The sequence below is a fragment of the Streptomyces sp. CNT360 genome, from assembly GCF_000424785.1.
The window spans coordinates 548,303-568,967 of the sequence record NZ_AUKO01000003.1 but is presented as its reverse complement, the minus strand read 5'-3'; the positions used below and the strand labels follow the sequence as shown (position 1 = coordinate 568,967).

Sequence of the window (20,665 nt, the reverse complement as noted above, 5' to 3'; positions counted from 1 at the left end):
CCGGATCGCCTTCCGGCTTCCGGACCGACTGCCGGGCGGGGTGTGCGTGCGGGCCCTGTCAGGTCCGCAGGATCGACAACTGCGCGAGGCGCAACGCTGTCCGGGGTGGCGGCAGGGGCCACAGCGACCGCAGCAGCCGGGCACGGTCCGCGGCGGCGCGGGGCGCCGTACGGGTACGCAGCACCCGCAGTACCAGGGCGCCCAGCAGGGCGGCGGCGGTCCACACGCCCAGGACGGCCAGACACATGGACGTCGGGTCCATGCCCGTGCCGTGTCCGTGGTGGGAGCTGTGCCGCGCGTCGTGGTGGGGGCCGTGGACCTGGGCGCCCGGCGACGGGACCGGCGCGGCAACCGCACTCGCTCCCGTTCCGTGCGTGGCCGGGCCCCCGATCGAGTGCGCTGCGGGGGCCCTGTGTGCGGCCCCCGGACCGGCGGAGGCGGGCATGGGGTGCCCGGCCGCTGCCCGCTCGGGCGGCGTCGGGTGGCCGAGCGTGTGCATGGTGACGAGGCCCAGCAGCAGTGCGGCGAGCAGCAGGGCACGGGCGCACCAGGTGGTGCGGTCCCGGCGCGGGCGCTGCTTCGTCGGCATGGACCCACCCTAGTGGTATGCCCGGGAGGGGTATGCGAAGGGTGGGAGTGGTCCGGTTTTCGCAGGGTTCCTGTGTGTGTGGCGAGGGGCTGGCGGGGTTCGGTCATTGACGTGAACTCGCCACCGCGCTGAGGATGCCCAGCATGTTGGAGGCCCTGGATCTCGACCCCGTCCAGCAGCAGGTCTACGAGGCGCTGGTGGACGGTGCCGTGACCGTCGGCGAGTTGCGCGCCGCCGCGGGGCTCAGTGCCGCCCGCGTCCGCGCGGCGCTCACCTCGCTGGAGAAGCTCAACCTGGTGGGACGGTTCGCGGCGGACCGGGCGCAGGGGGAGGCGCGCTACCTTCCGGTGGCGCCCGAGATCGCCTTCGAGTCGCTGCTGCTGGCCCGCGAGGAGGAGATCCACCGTACGCGCCGTCACATCCAGCACCTGGCGGCGCGGTTCCGGGCCAACGCGGTGGGCCGCGACCCCCTGGACCTGGTGGAGATCGTCACCGGGAGGGTGGCCGTCATCCGCCAGGTCGACCAGTTGCAGCGCAGCGCCCGCAGCCAGATACGGGGCATCGACCGGCCGCCGTACGCCAACAGCGATCCGGACCGCCTCGACCCGAAGACCGGCATGATGCCGGTGCAGGCGCAGATGCTGCGCCGCGGGGTCGGCTACCGGGTCATCTACGACACGGACGGGCTGGCCGCCTCGCACCGGTTCGACGGCGACATCGGCGCGGCCGCCCAACTGGGGGAGGACGCCCGGGTGATGGCGGATACGCCGACGAAGATGCTGATCGCCGACGACCGCATCGCGCTGATCCCGCTGCGCGCCGCCCCGCACGAGCTGGCCAGCAGCGTCGTCGTCCACCCCTCCGGGCTGCTGGAGGTGCTGTGCGAGTTCTTCGAGGTGCTGTGGGGGAGGGCGCTGCCCATCTCGGAGTACCTCTCCGGCCGCCGGCCGGGCAGCCCCGACGGGCCCAGCCACCAGGAGGCCAGGCTGCTGGCGCTGCTGACGACGGGCATGACGGACCAGGTGATGGCACGTCAACTGGGGGTCAGCTACCGCACGTTCCAGCGGCGGCTGCACGGGCTGATGGAACGCCTGGGCGCGACCACCCGTTTCCAGCTCGGCATGCGGGCGGCGAGCCTGGGCTGGGTCTCGCAGACGCCTGCGGGTCCCGGGTCAAGGGAGCCGTGACCGATCCGCGAAGAATGCGGCGGCGTACGGCAATTGAGTGTTCGAGGGGTCGCACGGACCACTCTTGTCCTGCCCGCGACGAACGACCTAGCGTGCCGAACGCGCACCCCACAGGCGCACCCCCCACACGAGGAGGAACCCTCCCCATGGCAGTGACGCGCAACAAGGTTGCTCTCGGCATATCGGCGGCGGTCGCGGCCGCCGCCATCGGTACCGTCACGGCGCTCCCCGCCAGCGCGGCCCCGGAGGCGCACGCCACCGGTACGGTCGTGGGCGCCCAGTCGGCCCATGCCGTCAAGGGCAGCTACATCGTCACGATGAAGAAGTCCGCGGTCAGCACCAAGTCCGAGGCGGCGCAGGGCAAGACGGTCATCGCCGACCACGGCGGCTCGGTCCGCAAGACCTTCACCAAGGCCCTCAACGGCTACTCGGCGAAGATGTCCGCGAGCGAGGCCAAGGAGCTGGCGGCCGACCCGGCCGTCGACAAGGTCTTCGCCAACCAGAAGCACAGCATCAGCGCCGAGCAGGCCGACCCGCCCTCGTGGGGTCTGGACCGCATCGACACCCCTGAGCTGAAGCTCGACAAGAAGTACACCTACCCGGACAGCGCCGGTGAGGGCGTGAACGCCTACATCATCGACACGGGCGTGCGCACCACGCACAAGGACTTCGGGGACCGTGCCAAGAGCGGCTACGACGCGGTCGACGGCGACGACGACGCCACCGACGGCAACGGCCACGGCACCCACGTCGCCAGCACGGTCGCGGGCGAGGCCCACGGCGTCGCCAAGAAGGCGAACGTGGTCGCCGTCCGCGTGCTGGACGAGAACGGCTCGGGCACCACCGAGCAGGTCGTCGACGGCATCGACTGGGTGACCAAGAACGCCAAGGCGCCCTCCGTCGCCAACATGTCCCTGGGCGGCGGGGTCGACGAGGCCCTCGACACGGCGGTCAAGAACTCCATCAAGGCGGGTGTCACCTTCGCCGTGGCCGCCGGCAACGAGTCCTCGGACGCGGGAGACAGCTCGCCCGCCCGCGTGCCGGAGGCCGTGACCGTCGGCGCGACCGACAACAAGGACGCCCAGGCCGACTTCTCCAACTACGGCAAGTCCGTCGACCTGTACGCCCCCGGTGTCGACATCACCGGCGCCTGGAACACCGGTGACGACGCCACCGACACCATCTCCGGCACCTCCATGGCCTCCCCGCACGTGGCGGGCGCCGCGGCCGTCTACCTCGCCGGCCACAAGGACGCCAAGCCCGACGCGGTCTCCAAGGCGCTGACGGACGGTGCCAGCAAGGACGTCGTCGGCAACCCGGGCGAGGGCTCGCCCAACCTGCTGCTGAACATCGTCGAGTGACGAGATGAACGCCGTCGTCTGACGGTGTTCGCGCGGTATCCCCCCACCTTCCGCGGCCCGGTGTGCCCCACACACACCGGGCCGTGGTCGTGCGCGGACGGCGCCCACCGCCCCCGGCACCGCGCCGGGAGCGCCCCGTAGCCGGGTCGAATCCGGGGGTGGTCGCTCCCGTCGGCGGTGGCGTGCTCGTCGAGACGGCGGGCCGGCGCGCGCACCAGGTCGCGCAGTGCGACGGGTCGTTCGATGACGAACGGGCGGTCCACGGCGGCGAGTACAGCCGGGCTCCACCCCAGCCGCTCGGCGTTCAGCCGGACCTCGACCCACCAGGCCCCGGCGCCGTCCTCCCGGGCGCCATCGTCCGCCTCTTCTGGCGCTGCGGAGGCCGCGGACCCGGCCTTGGCCGGGAACGGGACCGAGGTGGCGAGCCCGGCGGGCAGATGGCGGCGGAGGTGCGCGACGTCGGCGCGGATGCGCAGGACCACCTCGTGGGCCCAGGGCGTGCGCGCGATGCCGTCCAGCACGGTGGCCACCGGGTCGAGACCCGCCGCGATCTCGAACGAGCCGGACTGCACGGACAGGGCGGTGATCCGGTCCAGCCGGAAGGTGCGTACCTCGCCGTCCCCGGCGGCCCCGTCCGCGGCGGTCGGATACCAGCGCCCGGAATGCGCCACGAGGCCGTAAGGCGGCACCGTGCGGTCGCTGACGCGGCACCTGCGGTCGCCGTAGGTGAGTGCCACGGGGTGCTGGTGGCGCGCGGCTGCGACGAGTGCGAGCAGCACGTCCGCTTCCGGAGGGGCGGCCGCGGGAGGCGGTCCGGTGAAACCGACGGCCTCCAGCAGCGCCTCCAGCCGCTGGGCCAGGCGGCCCGGCAGAACGCGGCGCAGTTTCGCCGCGGCGCTCTCACCCGCCGCCACGTCCCTGGCGGACAGCCCGGTCCTGCGGCCCGCCAGGAGACCCAGCAGAACAGCGAGGGACTCCTCCCTCGGCGAACATCAGCGGCGGCAGCCGGTAGCCGGGCGCGAGCCGGTAGCCGCCGTGGCGGCCGCGCACCGGTGCTGCGGCGGAAGAAGCGCTGAGGCCGTGGAGGCCCGGGGCCTCACTCGAACGTGGGCTCTCCCGCCCGGGTCGGAACGGCGTCCAGTGCGGCGAGTGTCGCCTCATCGAGGGTGAGCGCGCCCGCGGCGACGTTCGCCTCCAGGTGTGCGGCGTCGGCCGTCCCGGGAATGAGCAGCACGTTCGGCGCGTGGTGGAGGAGCCAGGCCAGCCCGATCTGCGAGGGGGTGGCGCCCAGGGACTCCGCAGCGGCGCGGACAGCGGGCTCGTCGGTCGCCTTGGGCATGCCGGGGAACGCGCTGCCGAGCGGGAAGTACGGCACCCAGGCGATGTTCTCGTCGAGGCAGACCCTGAGCATCTCCTCGTCGCCGCGGGACACGAGGCTGTAGCTGTTCTGCACGCACACGGGGCCGACCGGGAGCGCCCGGCGCAACTCGTCGGGGCCGACGTTGCTGACCCCGAGCTTGTCGATCTTGCCCTCGTCGCGCAGGGCGGTCAGCACGGCGAGCTGGTCGTCGATGTCGACGAGCTGCTCGCCCTCGGCGCGCAGCCCCGGACCGGTCTCTGCGCGGCGCAGGTTGACCACGGGAAGCTGCTCCAGGCGGAGGGCGGCGAGGTTGGCCTCCACCTCGGCCCGCAGCTCCTCGGGCCGCTGCGCCAGCCGCAGCGGGAAGCGGCCGCCGGGGTCGGAGGTGGCGCCGACCTTGGTGACGACGAGGACGCCGTCCTCGGGGCGGATCGCCTCGCGGACGAGGTCGTTGACGAAGCCGTCGCCGTAGAACTGGGCGGTGTCGACGTGGTCCACGCCGAGCTCGACCGCGCGGCGCAGGATCGCCAGAGCCGAGGCGCGGTCGCCATGCAGGCGTTCGAGCTGCATGGCGCCGTAGCCGACGCGGGAGACGGTACGGCCGGCGAGTCGGCCCGGCCCTCCCGCGCGGGGGGCGCCGGTGGCCGTGGTGTCGGGAGAAGGGGTGGAGGAGGCCGTCATGGGGTCCCGTTCTCGTGAGACGATGGGATAAGCGGAGGATCCTCCGCTCTGTCGACTGTAGCATTACCGGAGGGCCCTCCGTTTTGACCACGTCCGAGCCGCCGCCCCGCGGTGCCGCCGACCCGCCCGGCCCCGGCCGCCCCGCCCGCGCCGACGCGCGGCGGAACCGCGAAAAGCTCCTCACCGCGGCGCGCACCGCGTTCGCCGCCGCCGAGGGTGCCGTCCCGCTCGAAGCCGTCGCCCGCGAGGCCGGCGTCGGCATCGGCACGCTCTACCGACACTTCCCGACCCGCGAAGCGCTCGTCGAAGCGGTCTACGCCGCCGAGCTGGACGAGGTCGTCACCGCCGTCCCCGCCCTGCTCGCCGAGCTGCCGCCCGAGGCTGCACTGCGCGCCTGGCTCGACCGCTACGCGGGGTTCGTGGCGGCCAAACGCGGCCTGCTCGACACCCTGCGGGCGGGCTGGGCCTCGGGCAGCATCGCCACCCCCGACACGCGGGGGCGCCTCACCGCCGCCGTCGCCACCGTCCTGGAGGCCGGGGCGCGGACGGGCTCCCTGCGCGGTGACGTCGACCCGGACGACGTCCTCACCCTGCTGCTCGGCCTCTTCCACTCCACCGCCGCCACCGGCGGCGCCCCGCGCCGGATCGGCCCCCTGCTCGACCTCATCGTCGACGCGCTCCGCCCCCGCCCCGGCGGCTGAGCCTGTGGCCGTCCGGCCCGGGACGCGGCGCAGTTGGTCGCCGTAGCGGTACACGACGATGGGCGGGTCCCCCTCGTCCAGCATGAGGCGGTGGATGAACGGGGCAGGCCCCGTCACCTGGATGATCGTCCCCGTCTTCCCGGTCTTCCTGTCCTGGGCGACCTCACCCACGGCCCACACCTCACAGCCCCCGCAGGTGCCGGCGCCCCTCGGCGGGTGCCTCCGGCGCGTGGTTGCGGCGCAGGTGTGCGCCGAAGAGGGCTTCGAGGCCCGCCCGGGGCCGCGGGTCGCCCGCCGCGCGGTTGATCATCGTGCGGTACCACGCGCAGTCCTCGCAGGGGCGTGCCGCGCCCCCGCCTTCCGGTTGCTCCATCGTTCCCACCCGGTGGTCGAGTTGGTGACTCCCTGTGGTGAGGACAACACGTAGAGGGCTACGATGAAGCGGTATGAGCACCTTTCCTCATGGAGGGGCGGCCGAACGTGCGTACTACTGACGGAAGTTGGTGCAGGTCCTCATGGGTGGGGTAGGCAAGCGGCCAACAGGTATGAGTATCCCGCCAAGTCTCGGGGAGGACGTCCGCCGGGTGAGGCGGGCTCGCGGTATCTCCCAGACCGCATTCGCCACGGCCACCGGCTACACCCAGAGCTATGTGAGCAGGGTCGAGTCGGGGGAGTTCATGCCTTCGGTGAAGTTCGCCGAGGCGTGTGACCGCACGTTCGGCACGGGTGACTTGTTCGTCCGGCAACTCCGCCGCGTGGTCGAAGGGGAGTACCCGGCGTGGTTCGCCCCGTACATCGACGCGGAGCGCGCCGCGACTGCGGTCCGAGACTTCTCCACCATTTTCATCATGGGCCTGTTGCAGACCGAGGCATACGCGCGGGTATCGCTGAGCGGCGGGCGCCCCAATGTGTCGCCGCGAGACATCGACGCGAAGGTGGCCAGTCGCATGCGGCGCCGGGAGATCCTTGAGAGGCCCGATCCGCCCGGCGTGTGGGTGGTGTTGAGCGAAGCGTGCCTACGGGCCTCAGTCGGGTCGGCCCGAGTGATGGCGGAACAGATGAAGCACCTCGCAGAGCAGGCGCGACGGCACAAGACGCTCACGGTGCAGGTGTTGCCATACTCGGCGACAGAGGCTGGTATCGGTACTCCGTACGTCCTGCTGGACATCCCCGGCAGCAGGCCGTGTGTCTTCGTCGAGGGTCCCCAGGGTGGGCAGCCGTACGACGGCCCTGAAACTGTCGCCAGTTCCGCCCGCCTTTACGATCACATCCGGGCTAGTTCGTTGAGTCCGCGTGAATCAGTGGCCTTCATCAGCGCCGTAAAGGACGAGCATGAGCGAAACGCAGTGGACCAAGAGCAGCTACAGCGACCAGCAAGGAGGCAACTGCGTCGAGTGGGCCCCGGGGCTCGTGTCCGACGTGAGGGTCGTCCCGGTGCGGGACAGTAAGGACACCGGCCTGGCCGCGTTGGCGTTTTCGCCTGCCGCGTGGGCAGCCTTCGTGGAGGACGTGAAGCGCGACGCGTGCTGACTTCTGTACGCCGATGGCGGGGAGGCTCCATGAGCGCAACCTGGGTCAGGTCCACCTACAGCGACAGCCAAGGAGGCCAGTGCGTCGAGTGGGTCCCGGGGCTTCTGTCCGGCGACGGGACCGTCCCCGTGCGTGACAGCAAGGACATCAGCCGGGTGCCGTTGGCATTCTCGCCGTCTGCCTGGACAGCCTTCGTTGAGGGCGTTAAGCGCGACAAGCGCTGAATCCCGCCCCCCGGGTGACGAGGAGGGCACTGTGACCGCGACGTGGACCAAGTCCAGCTACAGCGACAAACAAGGCGGCAACTGCGTCGAGTGGGCCCCGGGTCTCATGTCAGGCGGGGCCGACATCCCGGTTCGTGACAGCAAGGACACCAGCCGGGCGCCGCTCACGTTCTCGGTCGCCGCGTGGACCGCGTTCGTCGACGGGGTGAAGCGGGCCGTCCGCTGAGCCACAGCGGCCCCGGAGGCACCAGCCTCCGGGGCCGCCGCACGGTCACCCGCCCCGGGCCGGGGTGCCCCGGGCCCGGGCCGTTCAGTCCTCCTCCACCCGCAGCGCCGCGAGCTGCTGTGCGAAGGGGACGACCTCCTCCGCCTCGGGGCCGGGCTCCTGCGTCGCCCGGGGAGCGACCAGTCCCGCCAGTTCACCGCCCGCTCGGGCGACCCGGCGGGGCAGCGAGGGGGTGAGTCCGTCGTCGGCGGCGGCCCAGTCGTCGGTCGCCGCGTAGACGGCGGTCGGCACCGTCACCGCGCGCAGGTAGGAGAAGAGCGGCCGCATGGCGTGCTCCAGCACCAGGGAGTGGCGCGGGGTGCCGCCCGTCGCCCCGAGCAGGACGGGCTTGCCCGTGAGCGCGTCGTTGTCGAGCACGTCGAAGAACGACTTGAACAGGCCGCTGTAGGACGCGGAGAAGACGGGCGTGACGGCGATCAGCCCGTCCGCCTCCGTCACCCGCTCGCTCGCCTCCCGCAGCGCCGCGCCGGCGAAGCCGGTGGTGAAGTTGTGGGCGATCTCGGTGGCCACGTCCCGCAGTTCGACCGTCGTAATCTCCACCTCCCGCTCCTGGTCCTCCAGGGCGACGCGGGCCGCCTCGGCCAGCCGGTCGGCCAGCAGCCGGGTGGAGGACGGTTCGCCCAGCCCGGCCGAGACGACGGCCAGTTTCACGGGCCTCATACGGCGGCTCCCTCCTGCTCGGCGTCGCGTGCGGCGACGCGGGCGGCGTGGGTGGGGGCGTCCGCCGTGCCCGCGGGGCGCCCGGCGGCCATCTCCTTGCGCAGCACCGGCACGACCTCCTCGCCCAGCATGTCCAACTGCTCCAGCACGGTCTTCAGCGGCAGCCCCGCGTGGTCCATCAGGAACAACTGCCGCTGGTAGTCGCCGAAGGACTCGCGGAAGGTCAGCGTCTTGTCGATGACCTCCTGCGGGCTGCCGACGGTCAGCGGCGTCTGGTCGGTGAACTCCTCCAGGCTGGGGCCGTGTCCGTAGACGGGTGCGTTGTCGAAGTAGGGCCGGAACTCCCTCACCGCGTCCTGCGAGTTCCTCCGCATGAAGACCTGCCCGCCGAGGCCGACGTACGCCTGCTCACGCGTGCCGTGCCCGTAGTGCTCGAAGCGGTCACGGTAGAGGGTGATCAGACGCTTGAAGTGGTCCTTGGGCCAGAAGATGTTGTTGGCGAAGAAGCCGTCACCGTAGTAGGCCGCCTGCTCGGCGATCTCCGGGCTGCGGATGGAGCCGTGCCACACGAACGGCGGGACACCGTCCAGCGGGCGCGGGGTGGAGGTGAAGCCCTGGAGGGGCGTACGGAAGCGGCCCTGCCAGTCGACGACGTCCTCCGTCCACAGGCGGCGCAGCAGCGCGTAGTTCTCGATGGCCAGCGGGATGCCCTGGCGGATGTCCTGGCCGAACCACGGGTAGACCGGCCCGGTGTTGCCGCGGCCCATCATCACGTCGACCCGGCCCTCGGCGACGTGCTGGAGCATCGCGAAGTCCTCCGCGATCTTCACCGGGTCGTTGGTGGTGATCAGCGTCGTGGAGGTGGACAGGATCAGCCGCTCGGTGCGGGCGGCGATCCAGCCGAGCATCGTCGTCGGGGAGGACGGGACGAACGGCGGGTTGTGGTGCTCGCCGGTGGCGAAGACGTCGAGCCCGACCTCCTCCGCCTTCTGCGCGAGGGTGAGCATCGCCGTGATCCGCTCGTGCTCGGTCGGCGTCCTCCCGGTCGTCGGGTCGGGGGTCACGTCGCCGACGGTGAAGATCCCGAACTGGATGGGGGTGGTGGCCGTCATGGTGCTCGCCGTCCTCGTGCGCTCGTCGATGAAGTAGTTGACCGTTGAACTACATCCTCGTCAATGCTCTCGGACCAGTGTGCATTCCCCGCGCCGGAGGGGCCTCGCTGACCAGTGACAACGCGCTGGCCAGCGGGCGTCGCGCGGTCAGGCGGCCGTCCCCGGGGCCAGCATGCGGGCCGGGTTGTCGTGGGTCAGGCGGGCGATCGACGCGCGATCCAGCCCCCGGTCGGCCAGCATCTCGCCGAACACGGTGGGCACGAAGGTGAACCCGTTGCCACCGTGCTGGGTCCACATCTGCTTCAGAAACAGATCGTGGCTGAGCAGAAGCTGCCCCGCGTGCCCGCGCCGGGCGAGCCGCGCGACCGCCTCGGCCGTCTGGGGCGCCGACGGGGCGGCCCCTTCCCCGGGGAAGGCGACCTCCATGCCGATCATGTCGAACTCCAGCCACACCCCGCGTGCCGCCACCGCATCCTGGTAGGCGGCGTCGTGCCCGGAGGGATCCATATGGGCCAGCACGACCCGGCCGGGTGCCACCCCGACCTCGTCCAGCACCAGGTCGAGCACCTCGTGCGCCCGGCGCTGCCAGCCCGGCAGGTGCAGCATCAGCGGGATGTGCGGCCGGTCCAGCTGAGCCAGCGCGGCCGCCCGCACCGAGGCGCGCTCCGCCTCGGTGAACGCGGGGGAGACCCCGATCTCCCCGATGATGCCGGGCCGTACCGCGTGCGGGCCGATGCCGTGGTCCAGCTCCGCGACGATCCGCGCCGCCTGCTCCTCGACCGCGGCGCCGATCCGCTCGCCCTCGAACCGCTCCAGATAGGCCCCGCACCCCATCACGACATGGACGCCACTGCGCTCGGCCGCCTGCCGCAACAGCTCCGGACTCCGTCCGATCGCCGCACTGGAGGTGACATCGACCAGGGTCCCGCCGCCGCAGTCACGGAAGGTGTCGATCTCCCGCACCACGTCGGCCAGCGGCTTGGCGGCGACGTTGTCGCGGTTGCAGTACGGGTCGTGCCGCAGCGCCCAGGCCACCGAGGCGCTCACCGGCCGCTCGGGCAGTTCCTCGGTGAAGCCGTAGGAGGGCGGATTCCGCACCCCGGACAGGTCGTTGAACAGGTGCTCGTGCGGCAGGACGAGCCCGAGCCGGTCGGCGGGGACCGGCCCCAGGACCGTCTGGACGGCCGGCCCGTACGGGGTCTGCGAGGCTGTGCCCGCGGAAGTGGTCATGACTGCTCCGCACCGTTCGTCTCGCGCGGGCCACGGGAGGGGATCATCGCGATCCCCGCGGCGACGAGCGCCAGCACCGTACCGCCGATGGTCACCAGGTGGATTCCCTCCCCCAGGGACGGGCTGATGGCACCGAGGATCAGGGAGCCCAGGAGCTGGCCCGCCACCGAGGAGAGTCCGAGGAGGAGCAGCCCGAGACCGCGCACGAGCAGCGCCATGAAGGCGATCGACAGCAGCCCGAGGGCGCCGCCGGTGTACATCCACCAGGTCTCCGGCAGCGCGAAGTGGCCGGATCCTGTCCCCAGCCGGATCAGGTAGCCGATCAGCAGCACCGTGAAGCCGACGAGGAAGTTGAAGCCGATCGAGACCAGCACGGAGCCGCTGGAGCGGGCGACGGCCGCGTTGCCCGCGGGCTGCCAGCCGGCCAGCAGCCCGGCGGCGAACGGCAGCACGGCCATGACGACCGCGCCGGGCACGTGCAGGGCGGGGGAGATGGCCAGGGTGGTGGCGGCCACGGCGAGCACGGCGCCCAGCAGCCGGGGCGCCGAGACGGGCTGCTTGACCTCGGAGGTGACACCGAAACGGTCGCAGATCACGCCGGAGATGACCATGCCGCAGATCAGGGAGATCTGGAAGACGGCCACCCCGAGAGCGCCGACGGCGATCCCCTCGGACAGCACCACGGCGCCGCCGCACAGGCCCGCCAGGTAGTTCCACCAGCCGATCTGACCGCTGCGGATCAGCCGGGGCAGGGCCAGGGCCTGGCGGCGGGTGGTGGGCCGGGCGAAGACGAGGACGGCCATCAGGATCAGACCGCTGCCGAAGGAGATGACGGCGGCGCCGTTGCCGTCGTCGATCTCCTTGCCGAGGGCGCCGTTGACGGTGGACTGGAGCGGGCTGAGGGTGCCCGCCAGCACGGTCGCGACCACGAGGAGCGCGGTGGTCGCGCTGCGGGGCGTGCGCTGCCGGGGTTCGGGGGCCACGGCGGGGGCCGGGGCCGGGGGAGTCAGGTGGGTCATCGTGTCGCCGCCCTTTCGCGCTGCGTTCTGGAAGGGGACCCGGGGATGTCGGACCGGACCGGCCGGAAGCTGGGGCGACCCGCCGGATGGTGGTGACGGCGCTCGCTCAGGGGGCCGCGCCGAGCAGGGCGGCGCTGCCGGGCGGCGCGTCCGCCGATGCGGTGCGGAAGCTCTCCCCGGCCGCGGTGGTGGCCCCGGCCGGGCCGGTGCGGGCCGGGGTGCCGGTGCGGGCTGCGAGGTGGACGGCCCGCCGGGCGCCGCGGGGCAGGACCGCGCTGCCGTCGGCCTCCGGGGCGACGAGGTCCCCTTCCGGGACCAGCGTACGGCTCCGCCGGGCAGTGACCGCCGACGCCGCGACCGCCTCTCCGCCGTCGGGTGCGCTCGCCTCTCCGTTACGGAGCGTGCTCGTCGCTGCGTTACGGGGCGGCCGTGCGCTGCTCAGCCGCGCCCTCTTGAGGCTGCCCACCACCGCGCTCCCTGGAGGTGCCACGGGGGGTCACTCCGCGCTTCCCGCGAGCCAGCTGACGGCCTGGTGGAACAGCCGCCGGTAGCCCGCCCACTCGACGAACTCGGTGGGGGCCCAGTGCGGGGAGATGTCGGAGGCGAAGGCGAGCGTGCGCCCCGCGCCCTCGTCCCGTACGGCCAGCAGCGGGCGGGACTCGACGGTGGCCAGCACCTGCGCGTCCGGCTTGGCGGTCAGCTTCTGGTAGCCGAGCAGGAGGGGCCAGGTGGTGTCGAGCCCGGCGGTGACGGGGTGGGCCTCGCCGGACAGCTCGCCGGTGACCCCTTCAGGGCACTCCACGCGGTCGTCGTAGGGGAGGATCGAGACGGGCAGCACCGCCTCGACGGGGGTGTCGTGGTAGTTGGCCTTGGCCTGGAAGCCCTGGAAGCTCAGGTAGCCCCCGGCCATCGCCAGCCCGCCGCCCCGGCCCACCCACTCGGCGAGCAGCTTGAGGCGGTTGGGGAAGGGGCGCCCCTGCGCGAACACCTGCGGAGGCAGCAGCAGGGAGTTGGCGCCGATGTCGGAGAGGATCACGACGTCGTAGGCGGCGAGCTTCTCCAGCGTCTCGGGGAAGTCGGTCGCCACCGCGTGCGAGGGCAGGTGCGTGACCTGGTGCCCCTCGGCCTCCAGCGCCTCGATGAGCGGGGTGGCGCCGATTTCGAGCTGGGCGTGGGGAAAGGCGTCGTAGCCCTTGAAGTCGGTCGAGGCATTGATCCAGGACTCGCCTGCGAGGAGGACGCTGGCCATGCTTGTCTCCTAGGTGTTGCGCAAAATTTGTGCCGTATTGCTCGTTGTTGCGCAACGTTAAGACTGCCGTTGTGCAGAGTCAATGGGTGTAGGAAGAAAGACACTCGGTACACTCTGGAGTCACATGCGCACACCGGCGAAGAGGAGGAGAGCGTGACCCTGGCCCGTGTTGCGCAACACGCGCACGTCTCGGCGTCCACGGTGTCCCGGTATCTGCGCGGGCAACTGAAGGTGAACCCCGAGACCGCCGGACGCATCGACGCCGCGGTCCGCGACCTGGGATACGAGGCACCGCCCGCCGCGGCCCCGGCGCCCGCACAGGCCCCCGCCCCCGCCGAGAGCCCCGTCATCGCGCTGATCGTGCCCGACCTCGTCAACCCGTTCTTCGCCGAGCTGGCCGAGGAGATCGCCGCCACGGCCGCCGCCGGCGGGATCTCGCTCGTCGTCGGGGTCACCGGCCGGCAGTCCCGCCGCGAGGCCGGACTGAGCGAACTCGTCGCACGCACCGACGCGGTGGACGGCATGATCTACGTCGGCATCCACCGCCGGAACCCCCGGCTCGTCAAGGCCATCAGCGGCGGACTGCCCGTCGTCGTCCTGGACGAGGAGATCGCCGACACCTCGCAGGCCGACGCCATCTCCGTGGACAACTACGGCGGCGCCTACCAGGCCACCGCCTACCTCGCCCAGCTCGGACACCGCCGCATCGCGCACGTCGCGGGCCCGCCGGAGCTGTCCACCAGCCGCGACCGGCTGCGCGGCTTCCGCGACGCGATGGCGCACGCGGACCTGCCCGTGGACGAGTCCCTCGTCCTGCACGGCCCCTACACCGAGCAGTTCGGCGCCAGCACCTTCCCGTACCTGACCGGAGCCGCGGAACCGCCCACCGCCGTCTTCGCGGGCAGCGACATCGTCGCCGTCGGCATGCTCTCGGCCGCCGAACTGCACGGGCTGCGCATCCCCGAGGACCTGTCCGTCGTCGGCTGCGACGGAATCCGCGTCGGCGAGTGGCTGCGGCCCAAGCTCACCACCCTCCAGCAGCCCGTCGCCGACCTCGCCCGCTCCGCGCTCGACCTCGTCCAGGCCAGGGTCGAGAACCGGGCCGGGGAGCGCGTCACCCGCGTCTTCCCGCTGCACCTGGTCATCCGCGGCTCGGCCACGGCGCCCGGCGCCTGACGGCCGCCCCGCCGCGGCACCCGCCCCCGTACCGACAAGGGAGCCCCGCATGCCCGACATCCGGCCGTCCCACCCGTCCCCTCCCGTGGCCGCACCCTCCGCCGACCCGCCCCGTGACCCGCTCGCACTCGCCCGGCGCCTGATCACCCTGGACACCCGGGGCGGCAACGAGAAGCCCGCCGCGACCCTGCTCGCCACACTGCTGGACGACGCGGGCTTCGCCGTGCGCCTCGACGAACCGGATCCTGGCCGGGCCAACCTCGTCGCCCGGTACGGAGCGGGCACCCCGCTCACCCTGACCGGGCACCTGGACACGGTGCCCGCCGACCCCGCCGGCTGGTCCTTCGACCCGCTCAGCGGCCAGGTGCACGGCGACCGGCTGCGGGGCCGGGGCAGCAGCGACATGAAGGCCGGGGTCGCCGCCCTCGTCTGCGCCGCCCTCGACCACGTGGCCGAGGGCGGAACAGCGCAGGAGGCCGGGAGCGCCCGGGGCGCCGCGCTCCAGCTCGTGTTCACCTTCGGTGAGGAGACCGGCTGCGAGGGGGCACGGCACCTGACAGACCTGGCGCCCAGCCCCGCGTTGCTGGTGGCCGAACCCACCGGCAACCGGCTCGTCCTCGGGCACAAGGGCGCCTTGTGGCTGCGGCTCACCGCGCAGGGGCGCAGCGCCCACGGCTCCCGGCCGGAACTCGGCGAGAACGCGCTGGTGGCGCTCGCCGCCACCGCGGCCCGTCTGCACACGCACGACGCCTGGCCCGTCAGCCCCACGCACGGCCCGGTCACCGTCAACCCCGGCGCCTTCCGCGCCGGAGTGCAGCCCAACCTCGTGCCCGACCACGCGGAACTCGACCTCGACATCCGCACCGTCCCCGGCTTCGGCACCGAGGACGCGCTCGCGAAGGTCGGCGCGCTCGCCGCACCCGGCACCCGCATCGAACGTCTCCTCGACCTGCCCAGCATCGCCACCGACCCGGCCGGCCCGCTCGTCGGACGGCTCGCCGCCGCGCTGCACGCCACGGCCGCAGAAGCGTCCGGTGCCGACGGTCAGGACCCGCGTATGCCGGCGGCGGACTACGCCACCTACTTCACCGACGCGTCCGTGCTCGCCGGAAAGCTCGGCTCACCGGCGGTACTCCTGCACGGTCCTGGCGACCCCGAACAGGCACACACCACCGACGAGACCTGCTCGGTGGACAAGCTCCACGCGGCGACCGACGCCTACCGCCGACTGCTCGCCACCTGGCGCGCGGACCCCGCCGCCTGACCCTCTCCGGCGCGAGGACGGCCCGGACGCGACGCGGCGGCGGCCCGGGACGCCGGTGTCTGGTGCAATGGGCGTGGGACACCGTCAACACATGCGCAACCCGCGGGAAACCGTCCGGCGGGACGCTGGGTGTCACCGACGCAACCTCGGCCACACGGACCGGGGAGGCTGACCGGACCAGCGAGGATGGGTGATTGCCGATGGACAAGCAGCAGGAGTTCGTGCTCCGCACGCTGGAGGAGCGGGACATCCGGTTCGTCCGCCTCTGGTTCACCGACGTCCTGGGCTTCCTGAAATCGGTCGCGGTCGCGCCCGCCGAGCTTGAGCAGGCGTTCGACGAGGGGATGGGCTTCGACGGCTCGGCCATCGAGGGCTTCGCCCGCGTGTACGAGTCCGACATGATCGCCAAGCCCGACCCCGGCACCTTCCAGATACTGCCCTGGCGCGCCGAGGCCCCCGGCACCGCCCGCATGTTCTGCGACATCCTCATGCCGGACGGCTCCCCCTCCTACGCCGACCCGCGCTACGTCCTCAAGCGGGCCCTCGCCAAGGCCTCCGACCTCGGCTTCACCTTCTACACACACCCCGAGATCGAGTTCTACCTGCTCAAGGAGAAGCCCGTCGACGGCACCCGGCCCGTGCCCGCCGACTCCTCCGGCTACTTCGACCACACCCCCCAGGCCGTCGGCATGGACTTCCGCCGCCAGGCCATCACCATGCTGGAGTCCATGGGCATCTCCGTGGAGTTCTCCCACCACGAGGGCGCCCCCGGACAGCAGGAGATCGACCTGCGCTACGCCGACGCGCTGTCCACGGCCGACAACATCATGACGTTCCGCCTGGTCATGAAGCAGGTCGCACTGGAGCAGGGCGTCCAGGCCACCTTCATGCCCAAGCCCTTCTCCGAGCACCCCGGCTCCGGCATGCACACCCACCTGTCGCTGTTCGAGGGCGACCGCAACGCCTTCTACGAGTCCGGCTCCGAATACCAGCTCTCCAAGGTCGGCCGCTCCTTCATCGCCGGGCTCCTCCACCACGCGGGGGAGATCTCCGCCGTCACCAACCAGTGGGTCAACTCCTACAAGCGGATCTGGGGCGGGGCGAACCGCACCGCGGGTGAGGGCGGGGAATCGCCCTCCTACATCTGCTGGGGCCACAACAACCGCTCCGCGCTGGTGCGGGTGCCCATGTACAAGCCCGGCAAGACGGGGTCGACCCGCGTCGAGATGCGGTCGCTGGACTCCGGGGCCAACCCCTACCTCGCCTACGCGGTGCTGCTCGCCGCCGGGCTCAAGGGGATCGAGGAGGGGTACGAGCTCCCTGCGGGGGCCGACGACGACGTGTGGGCGCTGTCCGATGCGGAGCGCAGGGCGATGGGGATCGAGCCGTTGCCGCAGAACCTCGGTGAGGCGATCAGTCTCATGGAGCGGTCCGAGCTGGTCGCTCAGACCTTGGGGGAGCACGTGTTCGACTTCTTCCTGCGGAACAAGAAGCAGGAGTGGGAGGAGTACCGGAGCGAGGTCACCGCTTTCGAGCTCCGCAAATCGTTGCCGGTACTGTGAGCTCCCACCCTGCGAGCCCTCCAACGGCTGGAGCCTCGGCTTCTGTGGTCCCCGTTCTTGGGACTCCGGTCCCGGGCCCCCTTCCGCAATGCATACAGCCATTGACAAGGAGTCCGCTCTCACCAGGGCCGGGTCCCTGGACCGTCCGGCCCTTCCGCGCGGGTCGGAACGCCGATACATGGCCGCGCGAAAGCCGCCGGACGTACCGGGGTGGTCTGCCCCCAGGGCGTTCCCGCGAAGTGAACGAGCTGTGGCTCTTGCGGAAGGGGGCTCCTAGGGGTGGGGGCCCCGGACGGAGTCTGGGGGAGGAGCCGCCCCAACGCCCGTCCGGCGAGGACAAGGGGGTTCGGGGGCGCAGCCCCGAGAATGGGGTAGCAGGGGCTGAGGCATCAGCCTTGGGTGTGTGAGGGGCCGACAAGGGCCGAGGCATCACGCAATGGTGAGGACGACAAGGAGTGAGCGTGACACAAGGGGGCCGTCGGCATACGCCCTACACCCGATTGCTGCGCCGCGGCTTCATCGACCCGGAGGCCGCAACCCGCCTCCTGGACAGCCCCCAGTTGTCCAGAGTCCGCGACGACGCCCTCTTCCTCGACGCCCTGGGCGCCACCGCCGACCCGGACCTGGCCCTCCTGGGCCTCCTCCGCCTCGTCGAGTCCCTCGCATCCCACGAGGCGGACCCCCAGGTCCTCCTCGACACGCTGCTGTCCGCCAAACCCCTGCGCGACCGCCTCCTGGGCGTCCTCGGCGCCTCGGACGCCCTCGCCGACCACCTGGCAAGCCACCCCAGGGACTGGGAGGCGCTCGCCACCTACGAGAGTGCCGACCTTCACCCGGGGGTGGAGGAGTTCGAGGCGGCCCTGCGCGGCGTGGAGGACCCCGACGCGCTGCGTGTCGGCTACCGCAGGGCCCTGCTGTCGATCGCCGCCCGCGACGTGTGCGGCTCCAGCGACGTGGCGCAGACCGCGGCGGAGCTCGCCGGCCTGGCCACCGCGACGCTCCGCCGGGCCCTCGCACTGGCCGAGGAGGCCGCCCCACAGGACGCGGCCGCCTGCCGACTGGCCGTCGTCGGCATGGGCAAGGCGGGCGGCAACGAGCTGAACTACGTCTCCGACGTGGACGTCATCTTCGTGGCGGAGCCGGTGTACGCCACCGCGGAGGGCGCCCCGGAGGACGAGGCGGAGGCTCTCAGGGCGGCCACCCGGCTGGCCTCGCACATGATGCGGATCTGCTCGGACACCACAGCCGAGGGCACGATCTGGCCGGTGGACGCCAACCTGCGCCCCGAGGGCCGCAACGGCCCCCTCGTGCGCACGCTCAGCAGCCATCTGGCGTACTACCAGCGCTGGGCGAAGACCTGGGAGTTCCAGGCCCTGCTCAAGGCCCGTCCGATGGCGGGCGACGCGCTGCTCGGCTACGAGTACGTGGACGCCGTCACGCCCCTGGTGTGGCAGGCCGCGGAGCGGGACAACTTCGTCACCGACGTGCAGCAGATGCGCCGCCGCGTGGTGGCCAGCATCCCGGCCGCGCAGGTGGACCGGGAGCTGAAGCTGGGCCCGGGAGGGCTGCGGGACGTGGAGTTCGCCGTGCAGCTGCTCCAGTTGGTGCACGGCCGCAGCGACACGACGCTGCGCAGCCCCACCACCCTGGAGGCGCTCGACGCGCTGGCCGCGGGCGGCTACGTGGGGCGCCAGGACGCGGCGGCGCTGGACGCGGCCTACCGCTTCCTGCGCACCATGGAACACCGCATCCAGCTCCACCAGATGCGCCGTACCCATCTGATGCCCGAGTCGGAGGCCGACCAGCGGCGGCTGGGCCGTTCCCTGGGGTACCGCAGCGAGCCCGTCGCCGAGCTGCACAAGGCCTGGCGGCGGCACGCCTCGGCGGTGCGGCGGCTGCATGAGAAGCTGTTCTACCGCCCACTGCTGGACGCCGTGGCGCAGCTGGAGGCCGGCCAGGAGCGGCTGTCGGCGCGGGCCGCGCAGCAGCGGCTGGAGGCGCTCGGGTACGCCGACCCCGCCTCGGCGCTGCGCCACCTGGAGGCGCTGGCCTCGGGGGTCAGCCGCAAGGCCGCGATCCAGCGCACCCTGCTGCCGGTGCTGCTGGGCTGGTTCGCGGACTCCGCCGACCCGGACGCGGGCCTCCTCGGTTTCCGCAAGGTGTCCGACGCGCTGGGCAAGTCGCCGTGGTACCTGCGGCTGCTGCGCGACGAGGGCGCCGCCGCCGAGAACCTGGCCCGCGTCCTGTCGGCGGGCCGCTTCGCGCCCGACCTGCTGCTGCGGGCGCCGGAGGCCGTGGCGCTGCTCGGTGACGAGAACGGGCTGCGGCCGCGCTCCGCCGGTGCCCTCACCCAGGAGACGCTGGCCGCCGTGGGCCGCGCGGACGGCGCCGAGGCAGCCGTCGCGGCGGCGCGGGGCGTCCGCCGCCGGGAGCTGTTCCGTACCGCCGCCGGGGACCTGATCGGGGCGTACGGCACCGAGGGTGTGGCCCAGCAGGAGCCCGGCGCGGCCCTAGACCGGGTCGGCGACGCCCTCACCGACCTCAACGCGGCCACCCTGGCGGGCGCTTTGCGCGCGGCGGTGCGCGAGCAGTGGGGCGAGGAGCTGCCGGCCCGTTTCGCCGTCATCGGCGTCGGCCGCTTCGGCGGCCACGAGATGGGCTACGGCTCGGACGCCGACGTGCTGTTCGTGCACGAGCCGCGCGAAGGGGTGAGCGAGCACGAGGCCGGCAAGGCGGCCTTCGCCGTCGCCACCGAGATGCGGCGGCTCCTCCAGCTGCCCACCACCGACCCGCCGCTGGTGATGGACGCCGACCTGCGCCCCGAGGGCAGGTCCGGCGCCCTGGCCCGCTCGCTGAGCTCGTACGCCGCCTACTACGAACGCTGGTCGGTGGTGTGGGAGAGCCAGGCCCTGCTGCGGGCCGAGTTCATCGCCGGCGACGAGAACCTGGGGAGGCGGTTCACGGAGCTGATCGACCCGCTGCGGTATCCGGCCGGCGGACCCGGTGACGACGCCGTACGGGAGATCCGCCGGCTCAAGGCCCGGATGGAGAGCGAGCGGCTGCCCCGCGGCGCCGACCCGACGACCCACGCCAAGCTGGGGCGGGGCGGGTTGACGGACGTCGAGTGGACGGTGCAGCTCACCCAGCTGCGGCACGGCGCCGAGATCCCCGGGCTGCGCACCACGCGGACGCGCGCAGCCCTCGCCGCCGCCCGCGAGGCCGGGCTCATCGGTGCGGACGACGCCGACGTGCTGGACGAGGCATGGGTGCTGGCCTCCCGGGTGCGCAACGCCGTCATGCTGGTGCGCGGCCGGCCCGGGGACACCTTCCCCTCCGAGTCGCGCGAGCTGGCCGCGGTGGGCCGGTACCTGGGCTACGAGCCCGGCCACGTGGGGGAGATGCTGGACGACTACCGCAGGGTGACGCGGCGGGCCCGCGCCGTCGTCGACCGCCTCTTCTACGACGCGGAGTAGC

General features: G+C 72.5%; 19 protein-coding genes and 2 pseudogenes. 11 read left to right on the top strand and 10 right to left on the bottom strand.

Annotated features, from left to right (window positions below; all coding sequences use genetic code 11):
- Positions 1-58: 58 nt before the first annotated feature.
- The gene (locus tag H297_RS0109850) at positions 59-589 is read right to left on the bottom strand and encodes a hypothetical protein (RefSeq protein ID WP_051351692.1); all 531 of its coding nucleotides are present in this window, start codon (positions 587-589) and stop codon (positions 59-61) included.
- Positions 590-732: 143 nt separating this feature from the next.
- On the opposite strand from H297_RS0109850, the gene H297_RS0109845 reads away from it, so the two are divergent.
- A complete protein-coding gene (locus tag H297_RS0109845) occupies positions 733-1,776 on the top strand; it encodes a DprA-like winged helix domain-containing protein (RefSeq protein WP_027736900.1) in 1,044 nt (347 codons plus the stop codon).
- A 146-nt stretch (positions 1,777-1,922) separates the two neighbouring features.
- Complete coding sequence (locus H297_RS0109840) at positions 1,923-3,137, top strand: S8 family peptidase (protein ID WP_027736899.1); 1,215 nt, start codon at positions 1,923-1,925, stop codon at positions 3,135-3,137.
- Positions 3,138-3,769: 632 nt separating this feature from the next.
- Here H297_RS0109840 and H297_RS44125 read toward each other — a convergent pair.
- Both H297_RS44125 and H297_RS0109830 read right to left on the bottom strand, forming a co-directional pair.
- Positions 3,770-3,874 (bottom strand): annotated as a pseudogene (locus H297_RS44125) (WYL domain-containing protein); the annotation flags it as partial.
- Between the two features lie 359 nt (positions 3,875-4,233).
- The gene (locus H297_RS0109830) at positions 4,234-5,178 is read right to left on the bottom strand and encodes an aldo/keto reductase (RefSeq protein WP_027736898.1); all 945 of its coding nucleotides are present in this window, start codon (positions 5,176-5,178) and stop codon (positions 4,234-4,236) included.
- 83 nt (positions 5,179-5,261) lie between these two features.
- Here H297_RS0109830 and H297_RS35565 point away from each other — a divergent pair, with 83 nt between their 5' ends.
- A complete protein-coding gene (locus H297_RS35565) occupies positions 5,262-5,879 on the top strand; it encodes a TetR/AcrR family transcriptional regulator (protein WP_037793425.1) in 618 nt (205 codons plus the stop codon).
- Between the two features lie 181 nt (positions 5,880-6,060).
- Here H297_RS35565 and H297_RS0109820 read toward each other — a convergent pair whose 3' ends face one another.
- The gene (locus H297_RS0109820) at positions 6,061-6,252 is read right to left on the bottom strand and encodes a hypothetical protein (protein WP_027736897.1); all 192 of its coding nucleotides are present in this window, start codon (positions 6,250-6,252) and stop codon (positions 6,061-6,063) included.
- Positions 6,253-6,394: 142 nt separating this feature from the next.
- On the opposite strand from H297_RS0109820, the pseudogene H297_RS0109815 reads away from it, so the two are divergent.
- The 4 genes and pseudogenes from H297_RS0109815 to H297_RS0109805 all read left to right on the top strand — a co-directional run.
- Positions 6,395-7,183: pseudogene (locus H297_RS0109815) on the top strand (helix-turn-helix domain-containing protein); the annotation flags it as partial.
- A gap of 28 nt (positions 7,184-7,211) precedes the next feature.
- On the top strand, positions 7,212-7,409 hold the full coding sequence (locus H297_RS44120) for a DUF397 domain-containing protein (protein ID WP_486589464.1): 198 nt from the start codon (positions 7,212-7,214) through the stop codon (positions 7,407-7,409).
- Between the two features lie 29 nt (positions 7,410-7,438).
- Positions 7,439-7,633, top strand: a complete 195-nt coding sequence (locus tag H297_RS0109810; RefSeq protein WP_027736895.1) for a DUF397 domain-containing protein — start codon at positions 7,439-7,441, stop codon at positions 7,631-7,633.
- A 31-nt stretch (positions 7,634-7,664) separates the two neighbouring features.
- A complete protein-coding gene (locus H297_RS0109805) occupies positions 7,665-7,859 on the top strand; it encodes a DUF397 domain-containing protein (RefSeq protein ID WP_027736894.1) in 195 nt (64 codons plus the stop codon).
- An 84-nt stretch (positions 7,860-7,943) separates the two neighbouring features.
- Here the strand turns inward: H297_RS0109805 and H297_RS0109800 are convergent, their stop codons facing one another.
- From H297_RS0109800 to H297_RS0109775, 6 genes are all read right to left on the bottom strand, one after another.
- Positions 7,944-8,579, bottom strand: coding sequence for an FMN reductase (locus tag H297_RS0109800; protein ID WP_027736893.1), 636 nt, complete (start codon positions 8,577-8,579; stop codon positions 7,944-7,946).
- Positions 8,576-9,673 carry an LLM class flavin-dependent oxidoreductase gene (locus H297_RS0109795; protein WP_027736892.1) on the bottom strand — a complete coding sequence of 366 codons (1,098 nt, stop codon included), beginning with the start codon at positions 9,671-9,673 and terminating at the stop codon, positions 8,576-8,578. The genes H297_RS0109800 and H297_RS0109795 overlap by 4 nt, the downstream gene beginning before the upstream one ends.
- Before the next feature lie 165 nt (positions 9,674-9,838).
- On the bottom strand, positions 9,839-10,921 hold the full coding sequence (locus tag H297_RS0109790) for a phosphotriesterase family protein (protein ID WP_037793420.1): 1,083 nt from the start codon (positions 10,919-10,921) through the stop codon (positions 9,839-9,841).
- Positions 10,918-11,940, bottom strand: a complete 1,023-nt coding sequence (locus tag H297_RS35560) for a DMT family transporter (RefSeq protein WP_078513871.1) — start codon at positions 11,938-11,940, stop codon at positions 10,918-10,920. Before H297_RS35560 ends, H297_RS0109790 begins: the two co-directional genes overlap by 4 nt.
- Positions 11,941-12,046: 106 nt before the next feature.
- Positions 12,047-12,406: a hypothetical protein gene (locus H297_RS0109780; protein WP_027736890.1), complete on the bottom strand. Its 360-nt coding sequence runs from the start codon at positions 12,404-12,406 to the stop codon at positions 12,047-12,049.
- A 30-nt stretch (positions 12,407-12,436) separates the two neighbouring features.
- Positions 12,437-13,189: a glutamine amidotransferase gene (locus H297_RS0109775; protein WP_027736889.1), complete on the bottom strand. Its 753-nt coding sequence runs from the start codon at positions 13,187-13,189 to the stop codon at positions 12,437-12,439.
- Positions 13,190-13,342: 153 nt separating this feature from the next.
- Between H297_RS0109775 and H297_RS0109770 the strand changes: the two genes are divergently transcribed.
- The 4 genes from H297_RS0109770 (at position 13,343) to H297_RS0109755 (ending at position 20,664) form a co-directional block, all read left to right on the top strand.
- Positions 13,343-14,365: a LacI family DNA-binding transcriptional regulator gene (locus tag H297_RS0109770; RefSeq protein WP_027736888.1), complete on the top strand. Its 1,023-nt coding sequence runs from the start codon at positions 13,343-13,345 to the stop codon at positions 14,363-14,365.
- Positions 14,366-14,414: 49 nt separating this feature from the next.
- Complete coding sequence (locus H297_RS0109765; RefSeq protein WP_078513870.1) at positions 14,415-15,629, top strand: M20 family metallopeptidase; 1,215 nt, start codon at positions 14,415-14,417, stop codon at positions 15,627-15,629.
- Positions 15,630-15,829: 200 nt separating this feature from the next.
- Positions 15,830-17,191, top strand: a complete 1,362-nt coding sequence (gene glnA, locus H297_RS0109760) for a type I glutamate--ammonia ligase (protein WP_027736886.1) — start codon at positions 15,830-15,832, stop codon at positions 17,189-17,191.
- A 461-nt stretch (positions 17,192-17,652) separates the two neighbouring features.
- A complete protein-coding gene (locus tag H297_RS0109755) occupies positions 17,653-20,664 on the top strand; it encodes a bifunctional [glutamine synthetase] adenylyltransferase/[glutamine synthetase]-adenylyl-L-tyrosine phosphorylase (RefSeq protein WP_027736885.1) in 3,012 nt (1,003 codons plus the stop codon).
- Position 20,665 lies beyond the last annotated feature (1 nt).

Excerpts from the sequence above, each read along its gene's own strand:
- H297_RS0109850 (WP_051351692.1), bottom strand. The coding sequence starts at position 589 with ATGCCGACGAAGCAGCGCCCGCGCCGGGACCGCACCACCTGGTGCGCC.
- H297_RS0109845 (WP_027736900.1), top strand. The coding sequence starts at position 733 with ATGTTGGAGGCCCTGGATCTCGACCCCGTCCAGCAGCAGGTCTACGAG.
- H297_RS0109840 (WP_027736899.1), top strand. The coding sequence starts at position 1,923 with ATGGCAGTGACGCGCAACAAGGTTGCTCTCGGCATATCGGCGGCGGTC.
- H297_RS0109830 (WP_027736898.1), bottom strand. The coding sequence starts at position 5,178 with ATGACGGCCTCCTCCACCCCTTCTCCCGACACCACGGCCACCGGCGCC.
- H297_RS0109820 (WP_027736897.1), bottom strand. The coding sequence starts at position 6,252 with ATGGAGCAACCGGAAGGCGGGGGCGCGGCACGCCCCTGCGAGGACTGC.
- H297_RS44120 (WP_486589464.1), top strand. The coding sequence starts at position 7,212 with ATGAGCGAAACGCAGTGGACCAAGAGCAGCTACAGCGACCAGCAAGGA.
- H297_RS0109810 (WP_027736895.1), top strand. The coding sequence starts at position 7,439 with ATGAGCGCAACCTGGGTCAGGTCCACCTACAGCGACAGCCAAGGAGGC.
- H297_RS0109800 (WP_027736893.1), bottom strand. The coding sequence starts at position 8,579 with ATGAGGCCCGTGAAACTGGCCGTCGTCTCGGCCGGGCTGGGCGAACCG.
- H297_RS0109790 (WP_037793420.1), bottom strand. The coding sequence starts at position 10,921 with ATGACCACTTCCGCGGGCACAGCCTCGCAGACCCCGTACGGGCCGGCC.
- H297_RS35560 (WP_078513871.1), bottom strand. The coding sequence starts at position 11,940 with ATGACCCACCTGACTCCCCCGGCCCCGGCCCCCGCCGTGGCCCCCGAA.
- H297_RS0109775 (WP_027736889.1), bottom strand. The coding sequence starts at position 13,189 with ATGGCCAGCGTCCTCCTCGCAGGCGAGTCCTGGATCAATGCCTCGACC.
- H297_RS0109765 (WP_078513870.1), top strand. The coding sequence starts at position 14,415 with ATGCCCGACATCCGGCCGTCCCACCCGTCCCCTCCCGTGGCCGCACCC.
- glnA (WP_027736886.1), top strand. The coding sequence starts at position 15,830 with ATGGACAAGCAGCAGGAGTTCGTGCTCCGCACGCTGGAGGAGCGGGAC.